Here is a 14,765-nt window from a genome sequence, read left to right as displayed (position 1 = left end):
TAAAATACAAAACGTAGAGACGCAATATTTTGCGTCTCCTCTACAACAAAAAAATGGCAAAGAAAAAAGTAGTTTTAGCATACAGCGGCGGTTTAGATACCTCTTTCTGCTGCATTTATTTAACGCGCGACCTGGGTTACGAGGTGCACTCGGTAATTGTAAACACGGGTGGTTTCAGCGATGAAGAATTAAAAGGCGTTGAAGAGCGTGCTTACCAAATGGGCGTGACCAGCCACCAAGTGGTTGATGAGACTGAGAATTTCTACAACACTTGCGTGCGCTTTTTAATATACGGCAACGTATTGAAGAACAACACTTACCCACTTTCGGTTAGTGCCGAACGGGTGAGCCAGGCCACTGCCATTGCCAACTACGCCAAAGAAATCGGTGCCGAATACGTTGCCCACGGCAGCACCGGTGCCGGTAACGACCAGGTGCGTTTTGATATGATCTTCAATATCCTGGTGCCTGATGTACAAATCATCACCCCTATCCGCGATTTAAAACTAAGTCGCGAAGCGGAAATTGAGTACCTCAAAAAACACGGCGTGGAGATGAACTTCGAAAAAGCTAAGTACTCTATCAACAAAGGTATCTGGGGTACATCGGTAGGTGGTAAAGAAACCCTTACTTCAAACCTTGGCTTGCCAGAAGAAGCCTGGCCTACCCAGGTTACTGAAACCGGCACCCGCGACATCACCATTACTTTTGAAAACGGAGAACTGGTTGCTATCGACGATCAAAAATACGACCATCCTACTAAAGCAATCCAGGCCCTGCAGGCAATCGCGCAGCCTTACGGCGTTGGCAGGGACATCCACGTTGGCGATACCATTATCGGTATTAAAGGGCGGGTCGGTTTTGAAGCCGCTGCGCCAATGGTGATCATTAAAGCGCACCATACACTGGAAAAACACGTGCTAACCAAATGGCAACTTTCCTGGAAAGACCAACTTTCCATGTTCTACGGTAACTGGCTGCATGAAGGGCAGTTTCATGACCCAATCATGCGCAACATCGAAGCTTTCCTGACCGATACGCAAAAACAGGTTAGCGGTAAAGTATTCGTACAGTTGAACCCGTACCGTTTCCAGGTGGTGGGTATCGAGTCGGATCATGATTTGATGTCGAACAAATTCGGCAGCTACGGCGAAATGAACAACGCCTGGAGCGGCGAAGACGTAAAAGGGTTCTCTAAAATATTCGGTAATCAGGTAATGATATACCATAAAGTGAACGGCACCAATGAGTAATCCCGTTTTCTCGCGGAGCGAATGTTTAAGCCACTACCGCTGGGGCGATGATTGTTACGGCTGGAATTATGTTGATACCGACGCACTATCCATCAAACAGGAACTGATGCCGCCGGATACAGCCGAGCAACTGCATTTCCACGACGTGGCCTCTCAGTTCTTTTTTATACTGAAAGGGCGGGCAACATTCTCTATCGACGGGGAAGTATGCGTTTTAAAACCCGAACAGGGCATCGAAATTAAACCCGGGCAAAAGCACTTTATAGCCAATAAAGAAAGCAGCGACCTGGAATTTATTTTGTACTCCACACCATCTACAAAAAATGACAGGGTTAACCTATAGTCCAGGCCCCCTAACCCCCTGAAGGGGGAACTAAAACTGAATAACATGAGTGATCAAAATATAAAAGAAAATACCGAAACTCCTGCTCCCCCTTCAGGGGGCCGGGGGGCTATTCGCACAGGCATTGTTGGCGGTGCGGGGTATACCGGCGGCGAAATGCTGCGGATCCTCATCAACCACCCCAACGTGGATATTGTGTTTGTGCACAGCACCAGCAGCGCCGGCAAACATGTTTACGATGTGCATACCGACCTGTTTGGCGACACCGACCTGCAGTTTGCTTCAGAGCTTTCCAACGCTGTTGATGTACTTTTTCTTTGTGTCGGCCACGGCGATGCAAAGAAGTTTTTAGAGGCTAACGAAATCCCGGATAGCATCAAAGTAATTGACCTAAGCCAGGACTTCCGGCTAAATCAAAACTCAAAATTAAAAAGTAAGAACTTTGTCTACGGCCTACCTGAACTGAACCGCGAGGCTATCAAATCGGCAGCTAACATTGCTAATCCGGGTTGTTTTGCTACGTGTTTGCAGTTGGGCTTATTGCCACTGGCATCAAAAGGCTTACTTACGCATGAGGTGCATGTTACCGCTACAACCGGTTCTACCGGTGCGGGGCAAAGCTTATCGCCTACCACACACTTTACTTGGCGTAATGATAATCTGTCTGTATATAAGGCTTTTAGCCACCAGCACTTAAACGAGATCGGGCAATCATTAAAACAATTACAGCCGGATTTTGGGCAAGCCGTGAACTTCGTTCCTTACCGTGGCGACTTCACCCGGGGTATAATCGCTTCCATTTACACCGAAAGCGACCTCTCTGAAGCAGAGGCGTTGCAATTATATAAAGAGTATTACGCCGGGCATGCTTTCACCCATGTAACCAGTAAGGATATCGACCTGAAACAGATCATTAACACCAATAAATGCTTTGTTCAGGTCAAGAAACATGACAATAAAATATTCATTATCAGTATTATGGATAATTTACTTAAAGGTGCCTCCGGGCAGGCGGTTCAGAATATGAACCTGATGTTTGGCCTGGATGAGCGCGCAGGATTACGACTTAAGGCGATTGGTTTTTAAGCCCGTCGCCGTAGTAGTACCGTTAATTTTCGGAGGTTTTTCTGTGTTTTTCTTTAATTATCTTTAAAAAAATGAATTTATTCGACGTATACCCTATCAACCCAATCAATATTGTAAAAGGCACCGGCAGCCTCGTTTATGACGACAAAGGCACCGAGTACCTCGACCTGTATGGTGGCCATGCTGTTATCTCTATCGGGCACACCCATCCCCATTATGTAAAGTGTTTGGAAGACCAACTGCACCAGATTGGCTTTTATTCCAACTCTATCGAAATCCCTTTACAGAAACAACTGGCCGAAAAGCTGGGCCAGGTTTCGGGGAAAGAAGATTACCAGCTTTTCCTTTGCAACTCGGGTGCCGAAGCAAACGAGAATGCTTTAAAACTCGCTTCTTTCTATAACGGCAAAAAGAAAGTAATCGCCTTTACAGGTGCATTCCACGGCCGTACCTCATTAGCAGTTGCGGTTACTGATAACCCAAAGATTGTAGCACCGGTAAACGAAACCGATAATGTGATCTTCCTGCCATGGGCTGATGAAGCTGTATTGGAGCAGGCGTTTGCTGCCAACGAGATTTCTTCGGTAATTATCGAAGGCATACAGGGCGTGGGCGGCATACAGGTTGCGCCGCTGCCCTTCCTGCAGAAGATCCGCACGCTTTGCGATGAGCATAACGCCGTTTTTATAGCGGATAGCGTACAATGCGGTTACGGCCGTACTGGCAAATTCTACTCGCATGATTTTGCGGGTATCGATGCAGACATCTACTCGATGGCCAAAGGCATGGGTAACGGCTTCCCTGTGGGCGCCATCAGCATATCGCCAAAAATAAAACCATGGTACGGTGAACTGGGTACAACTTTCGGCGGCAACCACCTGGCTTGCACCGCTGCATTATCCGTATTAGAAATCATAGAACAGGATAACCTGATGCAGAACGCCACCGAAGTAGGCGGATACTTGATAGAAGAGCTACAGAAATTCGACAAGGTGAAAGAAGTTCGTGGTCGCGGATTGATGATAGGCATCGACCTGCCTGCCGAGCTTTCCAACGTTAAAAAGGACCTGCTATTTAAACACCAGATATTTACCGGTGAAGCTAAACCAAACGTAGTGAGGCTTTTACCGGCACTTAATTTAACAAAAGCTTATGCGGATAGGTTCCTGGAAGCATTTGATACGACATTGAAGAATTCTTAAATACTAACTATAACCCCTCGCGGGTCTTTTAAAAACTGCTCTTGAAGTCCCTCTCCTTTGGAGAGGGATTTAGGGTGAGGCTAAAAGGCTAGTGAGGCTAAAACGAGGCAAAAATGAAACTATTTACTTCTGTTAATGATGTTACCGATGTACAGGCGCTTGTTGCCGAAGCATTGCAACTGAAACAAACCCCCTTTGTCAACAAGCATTTGGGTGAAAACAAGACGCTTTGCCTCGTTTTTTTAAACCCAAGCCTGCGTACCCGCATCAGTACCCAAAAGGCCGGGCAAAATTTGGGCATGAACGTTATCGTGCTCAATATTGATAAAGAAGGCTGGGCACTTGAACTGCAGGATGGCGTTATCATGAACGGCACCACTGTAGAACACATCCGCGAAGCCGCTGCGGTTATGGGCGAATATTCAGATATCATTGGCGTACGCTCTTTCCCTGGCCTGAAGAACCGCGAAGAAGATTATAGCGAGTTGATATTCAACAAGTTCGTTGAGTTTTGTAAAGTGCCGATTGTAAGCTTAGAGTCGGCAACCCGCCACCCTTTGCAAAGCCTTGCCGATTTGGTTACGATTGAAGAACTGAAAACAAACGCACGCCCTAAGGTGGTATTGACCTGGGCGCCGCATATAAAGCCCCTGCCGCAAGCTGTACCGAACTCTTTTGCCGAATGGATGTGCAAGGGCGATGTAGATTTCACCATCGCTCAGCCGGCCGGATACGAGCTTTCTGAAGAATTCACCAATGGCGCTACCATCACCCACAACCAGGATGAAGCTATAAAGGATGCTGATTTTATCTACGTAAAAAACTGGTCGGCCTACGAGCCTTATGGAAAGATACTACCCGGCAACGAGGACTGGATGCTTACCCTGGATAAGCTGAAGGATGCGCCAAACGCCAAAGTAATGCATTGCCTGCCCGTAAGGCGCGATCTGGAACTTTCGTCTGAGATATTGGATAGCGACAGGTCCGTTGTAATCCATGAGGCGGGTAACCGTGTTTGGGCGGCACAAGCTGTATTGAAGCAGATGCTGGAAGCGTTGTAGCAAAAGCTGCCTTCCTCCTGTCTTGCTTCTTGATTCTTAATGTCTTGATTCTATCCCGCTATGTACACGCCAAAGCATTTCCAATTAACAGATAATCAGGAAACTATCAGCTTCATGCAGAAGTATAGCTTTGCAACTATCGTAACGAATATAGATGGCGTGCCCGAGGCCACCCACCTGCCTTTCATCGTGGAGCAACGGGGCGATGCACTTGTGCTTATCTCCCATTTTGCCAAAGCAAACCCGCAATCTGCAGCAGTTTTTAATGAAACCTCTTTGGTTATCTTTACCGAACCGCATGCTTATATATCCCCGACTAATTACGAAAAAGCAACAAACGTACCTACCTGGAACTACCTTGCCATTCACGCCTACGGCAAAGCAAGTTTAATAGACGACAAAGCCGAAGTGGCCAATTTGCTTGAAAAAATGATTGGTTTCTATGAGGCAAATTACTTGAAGCAATGGGCCCAACTCCCTGATGATTATAAGCTTAAGATGATGAATGGCATCACCGCTTTCGAAATTGTAGTGGATGATCTGCAAGGCAAAAAGAAGTTGAGCCAAAACCGCACGGATATCGAACGGGAGAATATTATCAAATCATTTAGTGGTTCTGCCGACAAAAATGAGATAGAAATCGCAACATATATGGCGAAGGAGAAGAGGTAGTTTTTAATCGCTTATTCCCACGCGTCATTGCGAGGTACGAAGCAATCTCTACGTTGGACAAGCGGATTTGCAGAGCGGCTCTGCTCGCCGGGAGATTGCTTCGTACCTCGCAATGACGCCGTGGTGAGGAATGTTCTGCCACAGCATACTGCTACTGCTACTGCTACTGCCACTACTACTTCGCCTTATACGACGCATTAATCACCCTATTCAGCGTCAAACCTTGCACAATGATGGAGAATATCACGATAAAATAACTCCCCGAAAGGATAAAATGCCGGTATGGCGATGCCGGTAGGGCCAGCGCTAATGCGATGGTTATCCCGCCCCTCACCCCTGCCCAGGTCAGGATATTCACGTTACTATAACTCACATTTAATGAACGCCTTAGAAAGGTTAACGGAAGTGCGATGCTAAGCCAGCGCGCTATCAATATCACCACTATACCGATTGCGCCAGTGAGGTAATAATTCTTGATATAGGGCAAATTCACCATCTGCAGGCCTATCATCACAATCAACATCGTATTCAGCATCTCGTCTATCAGCCCCCAGAATTTTTCCAATGCCTCATGCGAATGCTCTTTGTTATCGGCGTTGATAGAACGCCCTCCCGCCAGCAGGCCGGCAGTAACCACCGATAATGGTATGGAGAGATGCAGCCATTCGGCTACAACGGAATTGAGCATCACCAACCCTAAAGAAACCAGCACTATGGTTTGGAAATCATTGATGGAAAGCATCAGTCGGTAAGCCAGCCAGCCCGTTACCGCCCCAAGCGCAATGCCTCCGAACACTTCCTGCACAAAAAGGAGCACCGCCTTAGCAAAGTCGATGTTCTCTGCTCCGGTACGGGTAATCTCCAGCAGTGTAATGAATAATACAAGCCCGATGCCGTCGTTGAATAGCGATTCGCCGGAAATGATAGTTTCCAGGCTCGATGGCAACCTGGAGCCGCGTATAATAGCCCCTACCGCCACCGGATCGGTTGGCGACACCAATGCGCCGAAAAGCAGGCAGTACACATAGGGTATCTTCACATCTATAAAACGGGCTACATAATAAAGTAACGTGCCGAAGATGGCCGTAGATAGGATTACCCCCAACGTGCTTAATATCAGCACCGGCCGCATTTCGCGCTTCAACTTGCGCACGTTTACTTTAAATGCGCTGGCAAACAGCAGGAAGCCCAGCATAATATTAAGCACCGTGGTAGAAAAATTGATGTTTTTGGCAAGTACGGTAAGATAGCGCGCCACGCCCGGGTTAAGGTTATCTATGGCAATGGTCAATATAGAACCGATGATAGCCAGGGCCATAATGCCTATGGTGCCCGGTAGTTTCAAGAACCGGGCATTGATATAAGAGTACAGCGCACTTACCATTACCAGCAGCGCAATAACGAGGAACAGGTGCATATATTACGGTAAAGACTTTATAACCAAAGCCCCGCTTAATAGTTTTACCTGGCCACAGGGTCTGTAGCCATAGTTTTAGTATCGTATGCATGTATTACCAGCCGGTTATCGCTGTTGCGGGTAAAGTAGTTCACTGCCCAGTTGAAAAACACGATAGATTTATTGCTAAACCCCGCCAATGAAAGCAGGTGCACGAACATCCATAGTATCCAGGCAAAAAACCCCTGGAAATGCAGGTGCTTCAAATCGGCAACGGCTTTATTGCGGCCAACGGTGGCCATGGTACCCAAATCGTTGTATTTAAAGGGCGTAGTGGGTTGGTTATTAATAATACATACCAGATTCTTAGCCAGCTGTTTACCTTGCTGCAGCGCAACCTGCGCTACGCCGGGGAAACCGTTTGGGTTGGCCTCACTAACTACCGAAGATACATCGCCTATGGCGAAAACATTATCATAACCTTTCACCCTGTTTATCTCATCGGCTTGTATGCGGCCGCCTTTGGCAATAGCTTCCGGCAACAGGCCTTCGGGCATCTCTCCGCGCACGCCTGCAGCCCAGAATACGTTGCGGGTTTTAATGTCTACTCCATTATCTATCTTCAGTATATCGCCGTTGTAGCTTTCTACGTGCACGCCGTTGTAAATGGAGATGCCCATATCCGTCAGGAATTTTTTTGCTTTTACAGATGCCTGTTCCGACATTGCACCAAGCACTCTGTCCTTACCCTCTACCAGGTACACTTTCATGTCCTCCTGGCAAAGGCCGGGGTAATCTTTACAAAGCACGTACTTGCGCAGCTCGGCTATGGCGCCGGACAGTTCCACTCCCGTCGGCCCTCCGCCCACTACCACGAAGGTAAGCAGGGCTTCGCGTTCGGCAGCGTCGAAAGTAACCAGCGCTTTTTCCAGGTTCTGGATAATGAGGCTGCGCACGTTCAAGGCTTCGGCAATATTTTTCATGGGTAGCGTATAATGCTCCAGTTCCTTATTGCCGAAATAGTTGGTATTGGCGCCGGTGGCTATCACCAGGTAATCGTAGTGGATATCGCCAATATTGGCGGTTACTACTTTTGCTGCGGCATCAATCTTTTGCACTTCGGCCAGGTGGAAGGTAAAATTCTTTTGCCTGCCGAATATCCTGCGGATGGGGAAGCCGATAGAATCGCCCTCAAGGGCACCCGTAGCCACCTGGTAAAGCAATGGTTGGAAGGTGTGGTAATTATGTTTATCGAGCAACAAAACCTCAACCGGGGCGTGTTTTAAATTCTTGGCCAACTGTATGCCGGCGAAACCGCCGCCTATAATGAGCACCCGGGGCTTTGCTTTTTTGTTATTATCCATAGCTATGTATAAGGGCAGCAAATTAACAATTATACCGCCGGAATTTGCTTAGCTAAACAGGATAATAGGAAAATGTGTTTTTTTATGGCAATTTTTTTATGGCGGCATACCCTTCGCAAACACACAAAAAAAAGCCGAAAAGACTCAACTTTCCGGCTGGCGATATTTTGCCTCAACAAGTGCAAACTTTATATCTTCTCGTAAAACTTATAAAAGTAATCCGGGTTTTTGATGCCGTAATCGCTTACCTTATTGCTTAGAGATACCCAATCGTTAACGGTGTACTCCATAGCGCCGGTTTTTGCTTCATGTACAAAACGGAGCCACACGCGGTCGCCGGCGGCAATGTTTTTTACGGCTGGTGCCGATGGTTTAAGGTTGAATTTTATCCGATAACCGCTGGCTACCTGCACAACAGCGCTTTTCCAGTTTCCGTTGGGGTATTTTTGTATGTCGGTTATTTTACCGTCGGTAAACCGCACTTTATTGGCTTCATACAAGAACGCGTATTTCGGTTGCTCCTCCTCTTCGGCCTGAAAAATGACTTTGCCGCCTTTGGTAACGGTTTCCGGCGCAATAGTCAATGGTGAATTATTACCATAGAGGCACATAGCTGCTTTTATCACTACTTCATCCCCCGGCTGTAGCAAGCCCTCTAAGGCCTTGTACTTCCCTCCTGTTTGCAACACGTACTCATCGTCACCCTGCATTATCTTATAACCTTTAAGGTGGCCGACAAACATGTTTTGGTAAGTGGTATCTACCGTGCCTGTTACTTTAAAAGTAAGCGTTTTGCCCGATACCCTTCTTGACGCAGCCATGTCATGTTTTCCCTGCGCAGAATTTTTATAATCCTCGAAAGCCTTACGGTTTGGTAATTCGCGTTTACCATTACGGTAAACTTTCTGGCGGTATTGCGTTGTATCCATCCAAAAATAATAATAGGTGCTATAGGCGCTGTAATCAGCATTAATAAGATGCGGGTCACTTTTTACCGGGCCTGCACTATAGGAGCCGGTAGGGTGCTTCCGTAACATCGCCGCTACCTGATTAACCTGGGTTTCGGGGTACGCCTTTCCTCCAATAAGGAAAACAACCTTCTCACCAACCATAAACTCGCTGGAAATAGTACCTTTATTTGGCAGTTTTACAATACCCTCCTCATATAAGGTGCCATCTTCGCGCCTTAATTGGAGCCTGGTAAAAAACCGGCTTTGCGGTACGGCAGCTTTTTTGGCGAGGTTTTCTTTTTCTATAGGGGTCTGATAGGTTATATTGCCGTTGTTGGTGGTAAAAACAACCAGTCCGTCATCCATTTTACCGGCATATTTTTTATACTCTTCCTTGGTAACCGGGGCCTGAAAAGTACTGGTTGTTGCCACACAGTGGCCGCTTATTTTGTAAATAATATCTGAATCGTACTCTTTGCCATCTATCAACACCAGAGGCTTTGCACCTAGTGTGCTCAGGTCGTTGATGATGCTGAATTTTCTATCAGAACGCAGGTTGGCAAAAGCCAGGCAGCTTATAAGCACAACAGGCAAAATAAGCAGGTAAATTATCTTTTTCATATTTGAGGTTGGTTTGTTAAATAACATGGTGATGCGCTTTTTAAGCGGCACTTTACTAAATCCGTGGAACAGGTAACTCTGGCCCGAAACAGCGAGTTTGAATAGTAACTGCGCATAAATGCCCTTTTCGTCGTCGCCGGCGGCTATACGATCCACCTCAAACTCGTGGTTCTCTTCTATCGAGCGGATGTACAGGTACACAAAGGGGTTAAACCAGAGCGCGACCTGCACCACGCGTGCCAAAATCCTATCGGCGGAGTGCAGGAGTTTTACATGGAGCAATTCGTGAGCGATAATTTGCCGGAGTTCATCGGGCAATAGTTCCTCGTCGTTAACGAAAATCACATTCAGGAAGGAACTGTTACCTAACTTTTTGCCACCCCTCAGCACCCTCACCTTACCTATATGCATTAACTCCTTTTTGTTACGTTGTAACAGGAATACAGCAAGTGTAAAAATGAGGTGTGCTATGGATAAGCCTGCCACTACCATATAACCCATTTTAAGCGCGGCCATCCAATCGAAGGGTGGCGGAGATGTTTCGCCCGCCGATGTCATTTGCATACCTGGCTGCGTTATCCGTTGCATATCCTGCACGTAGATAACCGGTTCCATTACCGGCGATGGCGCAACCGTATCTACGGTAAAAGTTAATAAGGGGATAACCAGGCTGAGCAGCAAAGTAGCCAGCAGGTACCAGCGATTAAGCGTAAAGAAGGTCAGCCTCCTTAAAAAAAGGAAGTAGAACGAATAGAAGATACCGGTACAAGCCGATACCTGCAGCAGGTAGATGAATGCTTTCATTTTTTGGTGTTTTTTTCGATCATTTCCTGTATTTTTTTGATATCTCCGTCGCTTAGTTTCTCCTCTTTCACCATGAAGGATAAGAGACTTTCCACTGAATTATCGAAATAGCCCGTGAACATTTTCTTGAACGACTCCTTGCGGTAATCGGCCTTGCTGATAGCCGGAAAATACTCATAGGTTTTCCCGTAGGCCTTGTAGGCTACGTAACCTTTCTTCTCCAGCAGGCGCACAACTGATGATATCGTATTGTAAGGCGGCTTCGGGTCATCGGGCAAGGCATCTATGATATCTTTTACGAACGCCGTTTTCAGCTTCCATAAAATCTGCATTACGCGTTCTTCGGTACGGGTTAACTCTTCCATAAATCAAATATATAACTTAGTTTTCAGTTTTACAACTATATTTTACGTTATATAATTGATTTTACAGTTTTAATTTATAATTTATTGATAATAAGCTGATTAATTTAACCACAAAGGACTCAAAGGAAAAACGCAAAGAACACAAAGCCTTGCAAGTGGAAATTTTTTATCACATAGGCGCTAAGAGAAATAAGTGAAATTATACCTGCTTAATCGAATTTCAATCGCGGCAATATTAAAATAACCATTATTTAAAACTTTGCGCCTTAGCGCCTTTGCGTGCCAATAATTAAAATTTGCAAAGCTTGGTGTTCTTTGCGCTCATCAGCCTGCAAATCTTTGCGCCCTTTGCGGTTAATTAATCCTGACACATCCCCCAAAAATTCCCTATAATTGCCATCGGACTTATATATTATAGCATGCAAGCCCTGCACATCATTAAAATAGGCGGAAACGTTATCGATAATTCGGAAAACCTGCACCGTTTCCTGAAGGATTTTACCGCGCTGGAAGGCTACAAAATACTGATACATGGTGGCGGCAAGGTGGCTACCCAGATAGGCGAAAGCATGGGCATACAGGCCCAGATGGTGGATGGCCGCCGCATTACCGATATAGATACCCTGCGCATCGTTACTATGGTTTACGCCGGGCTGATCAATAAGAACATCGTGGCCCAACTGCAACGCTACGGCACCAACGCCATCGGCCTTACCGGTGCCGACGGTGGTTTCATCCGCGCCAAAAAACGCCCGGTGAAAACGATAGATTACGGTTTCGTCGGCGATTTGTTCGAGGGCTCTATCAACCCGGCCAACATTGGCAAACTGCTTGATGGCGGCTTCACCCCCGTTTTTTGCGCTTTAACACACGATGGCGAGGGCCAGATGCTGAACACCAATGCCGATACCATTGCCTCAGCACTGGCGGTCGCATTATCGGCACTATACGAAACCACGCTGATATACAGCTTTGAGAAAAAAGGCGTTTTAATGGATGTTAACGACGATGACTCGCTGATAAGGGAGATAGACCCCGCACGCTACGAAAAACTAAAAGACGAAAAAATAATACATAGCGGCATGCTGCCCAAACTTGACAATGCTTTTAGTGCGATATCTATGGGCGTTAAGGCCGTTATCATAGGCCACTCCGACGATTTGGGACAACTAAAAAACAAACAAGGCTTTGGTACGCGTTTAAGTAAATAACATGAGCACACAACAACATATTGCCATATTAGGCAGCGGAAACATTGGTTTAGCTTTAGCTAAAGGATTGGTAAAAGCAGGAATATTTACCCCGCAACAAATTACCCTTACCCGCCGCAATACGGCTGCCCTTGCAAGCCTGGCCGCCGAGGGCTACAATGTAACGGCCAACAACGCCGAAGCCGTAAAGCAAGGCGACATAGTAGTACTGGCTATTTTGCCCCAACAATTGAACAAATTGCTGGATGAGGTAAAGCCTGCCGTCGACGAAACTAAGCACCTGCTTATCTCGGTGGTATCCGGCGTAAGTTGCGCGGACATACGCAAGCAGCTTGCATTGGATGTACAGGTGATACGCGCCATGCCTAATACTGCCATTGCCATAGGCCACAGCATGACCTGCATTGCCACCGATACCGCATCTGATGCCAACGTTAGCCTGGTGAAATCGTTGTTCGATACAGTTGGCGTTACCATCCAAATAAACGAGGAACTGATGACCAGCGCCACCGCGCTTTGTGCCTGCGGCATCGCCTTCTTCCTACGTTCTATCCGCGCGGCGTCCCAGGGCGGCACCGAGATAGGTTTCCACGCGCACGATGCCCTGAAGATGGCTGCCCAAACCGCCAAAGGCGCCGCGGATTTGCTGCTGCAGCTAGCCTCGCACCCCGAACAGGAAATAGACAAGGTAACATCGCCCAAGGGCTGCACCATAGCCGGCCTTAACGAAATGGAGCACAACGGCTTCAGTTCCGCTATGATAAAAGGCATCAAAACATCTGCGGAAAAGGCAGGGGTGCTTTATAAGAGCGAGTAAAAAGAGATGCAAGAAATCAAGAGTCAGGAGACAAGACTTCGCATCATTTTTTCTTGATTCTTGCTTCCTTACTCTTCAATCCAAATTCCTTTTACTGTGCGCTTTTTAAAGCATAAATTTTAAATTGCGGTCCTTATATTTTACAATTGCTAATGACCAAACCCGCAAATCCTATCTATAATATCCATTTTGCGATGGTTTGCTTCAGCTCGCTGTTGTTTTCGGCGAGTTACAATATGCTGATACCCGAGTTGCCTGCTTATCTCAGCAGTATGGGCGGCGGCGAGCACAAAGGGCTTATCGTGGCATTATTTACCCTTACCGCGGGCATTTCCCGCCCGTTCAGTGGAAGGCTTACCGATAAGCTTGGCCGGGTGCCGGTAATGGCTGTTGGCTCCATCGTTTGCTTTATATGCGGTTTTTTATATCCTGTTTTAAGCTCGGTATCGGGTCTTTTGTTCCTGAGGCTGCTGCACGGTTTTTCAACCGGCTTTAAGCCTACGGCTACTGCGGCCTACGTGGCAGATATCGTGCCCCGCGAACGCTGGGGCGAAGCACTGGGCATTCACGGCCTGTTGTTTAGTACCGGTATGGCCGTTGGCCCGGCAATTGGCAGCGCTATCCGCATGTCGCACTCGCTCAATACGCTTTTTTATACGTCCTCTTTCTTCGCGCTGATGTCGATTGTGATATTGATGAACATGCGCGAAACCCTCAAAGACCGTGAACGCTTTAACCTGGGCATGTTCAAAATAGCCCGTAAGGATATTATCGCGGTTGAGGTTTTGCCGGCGGGTATTGTAACGCTGTTATCCTACCTATCCTATGGCGCCATCCTCACCCTCATCCCCGACTGGAGTCATCACCTCGGCATAGCCAACAAGGGCTTGTTTTTCATGGTATTTACCATCGCCTCGCTTATAATTCGATTTGTTGCGGGCAAGGTATCTGATAAATACGGCAGGCTGCTGGTTATCAAAACAGGGCTGATATTGCTGGTATTTGCGCTGGTAATTGTGGCCTATGCGCAAACCGTTGCGGGCCTGATGCTGGGCGCAGTGTTCTATGGAATAGCGCAGGGCGTTCTCTCCCCCGCCCTCAACGCCTGGACAATTGACATGAGCCACCCCAACCATCGTGGCAAAGCAATGGCCACTATGTATATCTCTTTAGAAGCGGGCATCGGGTTAGGTGCCTTAGTGGCCGGCTGGTATTACCAGGACGTAATTACGCAAGTGCCGTATATTATCTACGCCACCGCCGCATTAACCGTAATTGCATTGGCTTATATGTACCTGCGGAGGGAGCCGGTTAAAAAAACGGAAGCTATTGAGGTGGAGGTGCTGGGTTAGGATTTTATTAAGGTTTCTTTTCAATTCATCTAAACGGCCTCTTTTAACTTAGTGGAGGTATGTATAGTGAAAGTGCGACTACCGGATGGCTTCGTTTTTTGAAAGTTAAACATTTTCCTCAACTCAAAATGATACCGCAACCTCTCCGAATAAGATAGCCCGGCAAAGAACTGCCTGCGTTCTTCTTCGTCTTCTTCAAAGGTGGTGTTGATTTTAATCCGTTTCATTTGTTTTGAGCTGTAAAGTTACAAAGTTTTAAGGTTGAAAA

Annotated in this window: 14 protein-coding genes; 9 read left to right on the top strand and 5 right to left on the bottom strand. The window is 46.9% G+C overall.

Annotated elements, in window-relative coordinates; genetic code table 11:
* Positions 1–53: 53 nt before the first annotated feature.
* The 6 genes from argG (at position 54) to AC1DYT_RS08260 (ending at position 5,617) form a co-directional block, all read left to right on the top strand.
* Complete coding sequence (gene argG / locus AC1DYT_RS08285; RefSeq protein ID WP_477469154.1) at positions 54–1,253, top strand: argininosuccinate synthase; 1,200 nt, start codon at positions 54–56, stop codon at positions 1,251–1,253.
* Positions 1,246–1,596 carry a cupin domain-containing protein gene (locus AC1DYT_RS08280; protein WP_477469153.1) on the top strand — a complete coding sequence of 117 codons (351 nt, stop codon included), beginning with the start codon at positions 1,246–1,248 and terminating at the stop codon, positions 1,594–1,596. Before argG ends, AC1DYT_RS08280 begins: the two co-directional genes overlap by 8 nt.
* 45 nt (positions 1,597–1,641) lie before the next feature.
* On the top strand, positions 1,642–2,682 hold the full coding sequence (gene argC, locus AC1DYT_RS08275) for an N-acetyl-gamma-glutamyl-phosphate reductase (protein ID WP_477469152.1): 1,041 nt from the start codon (positions 1,642–1,644) through the stop codon (positions 2,680–2,682).
* 71 nt (positions 2,683–2,753) lie between these two features.
* Positions 2,754–3,884 (top strand): aspartate aminotransferase family protein, encoded by a 1,131-nt coding sequence (locus AC1DYT_RS08270; protein ID WP_477469151.1) that lies wholly within the window; start codon positions 2,754–2,756, stop codon positions 3,882–3,884.
* A gap of 113 nt (positions 3,885–3,997) precedes the next feature.
* Positions 3,998–4,945, top strand: a complete 948-nt coding sequence (locus tag AC1DYT_RS08265; protein WP_477469150.1) for a Rossmann-fold NAD(P)-binding domain-containing protein — start codon at positions 3,998–4,000, stop codon at positions 4,943–4,945.
* 60 nt (positions 4,946–5,005) lie between these two features.
* A complete protein-coding gene (locus tag AC1DYT_RS08260) occupies positions 5,006–5,617 on the top strand; it encodes an FMN-binding negative transcriptional regulator (protein WP_477469149.1) in 612 nt (203 codons plus the stop codon).
* A 175-nt stretch (positions 5,618–5,792) separates the two neighbouring features.
* Here AC1DYT_RS08260 and AC1DYT_RS08255 read toward each other — a convergent pair whose 3' ends face one another.
* From AC1DYT_RS08255 to AC1DYT_RS08240, 4 genes are all read right to left on the bottom strand, one after another.
* Positions 5,793–7,034 carry a cation:proton antiporter gene (locus AC1DYT_RS08255; RefSeq protein WP_477469148.1) on the bottom strand — a complete coding sequence of 414 codons (1,242 nt, stop codon included), beginning with the start codon at positions 7,032–7,034 and terminating at the stop codon, positions 5,793–5,795.
* Between the two features lie 44 nt (positions 7,035–7,078).
* On the bottom strand, positions 7,079–8,377 hold the full coding sequence (locus tag AC1DYT_RS08250; RefSeq protein ID WP_477469147.1) for an NAD(P)/FAD-dependent oxidoreductase: 1,299 nt from the start codon (positions 8,375–8,377) through the stop codon (positions 7,079–7,081).
* Between the two features lie 188 nt (positions 8,378–8,565).
* Entirely contained in the window at positions 8,566–10,752 is a 2,187-nt protein-coding gene (locus tag AC1DYT_RS08245) for a M56 family metallopeptidase (protein ID WP_477469146.1), read from the bottom strand.
* Positions 10,749–11,117, bottom strand: coding sequence for a BlaI/MecI/CopY family transcriptional regulator (locus AC1DYT_RS08240; protein WP_477469145.1), 369 nt, complete (start codon positions 11,115–11,117; stop codon positions 10,749–10,751). Before AC1DYT_RS08240 ends, AC1DYT_RS08245 begins: the two co-directional genes overlap by 4 nt.
* A gap of 419 nt (positions 11,118–11,536) precedes the next feature.
* On the opposite strand from AC1DYT_RS08240, the gene argB reads away from it, so the two are divergent.
* The 3 genes from argB to AC1DYT_RS08225 all read left to right on the top strand — a co-directional run bounded on the left by argB (position 11,537) and on the right by AC1DYT_RS08225 (position 14,497).
* Entirely contained in the window at positions 11,537–12,328 is a 792-nt protein-coding gene (argB, locus tag AC1DYT_RS08235; RefSeq protein ID WP_477469144.1) for an acetylglutamate kinase, read from the top strand.
* A 1-nt stretch (position 12,329) separates the two neighbouring features.
* A complete protein-coding gene (gene proC, locus AC1DYT_RS08230) occupies positions 12,330–13,145 on the top strand; it encodes a pyrroline-5-carboxylate reductase (protein ID WP_477469143.1) in 816 nt (271 codons plus the stop codon).
* Between the two features lie 152 nt (positions 13,146–13,297).
* Complete coding sequence (locus AC1DYT_RS08225; RefSeq protein WP_477469142.1) at positions 13,298–14,497, top strand: MFS transporter; 1,200 nt, start codon at positions 13,298–13,300, stop codon at positions 14,495–14,497.
* A 29-nt stretch (positions 14,498–14,526) separates the two neighbouring features.
* Here AC1DYT_RS08225 and AC1DYT_RS08220 read toward each other — a convergent pair whose 3' ends face one another.
* Positions 14,527–14,724 (bottom strand): hypothetical protein, encoded by a 198-nt coding sequence (locus AC1DYT_RS08220; protein ID WP_477469141.1) that lies wholly within the window; start codon positions 14,722–14,724, stop codon positions 14,527–14,529.
* Positions 14,725–14,765 lie beyond the last annotated feature (41 nt).

The organism is Mucilaginibacter sp. P1_D10 (assembly GCF_056406215.1).
Note: the sequence above shows the minus strand (reverse complement) of the source record. Positions and strands in the feature narration are given on the sequence as shown.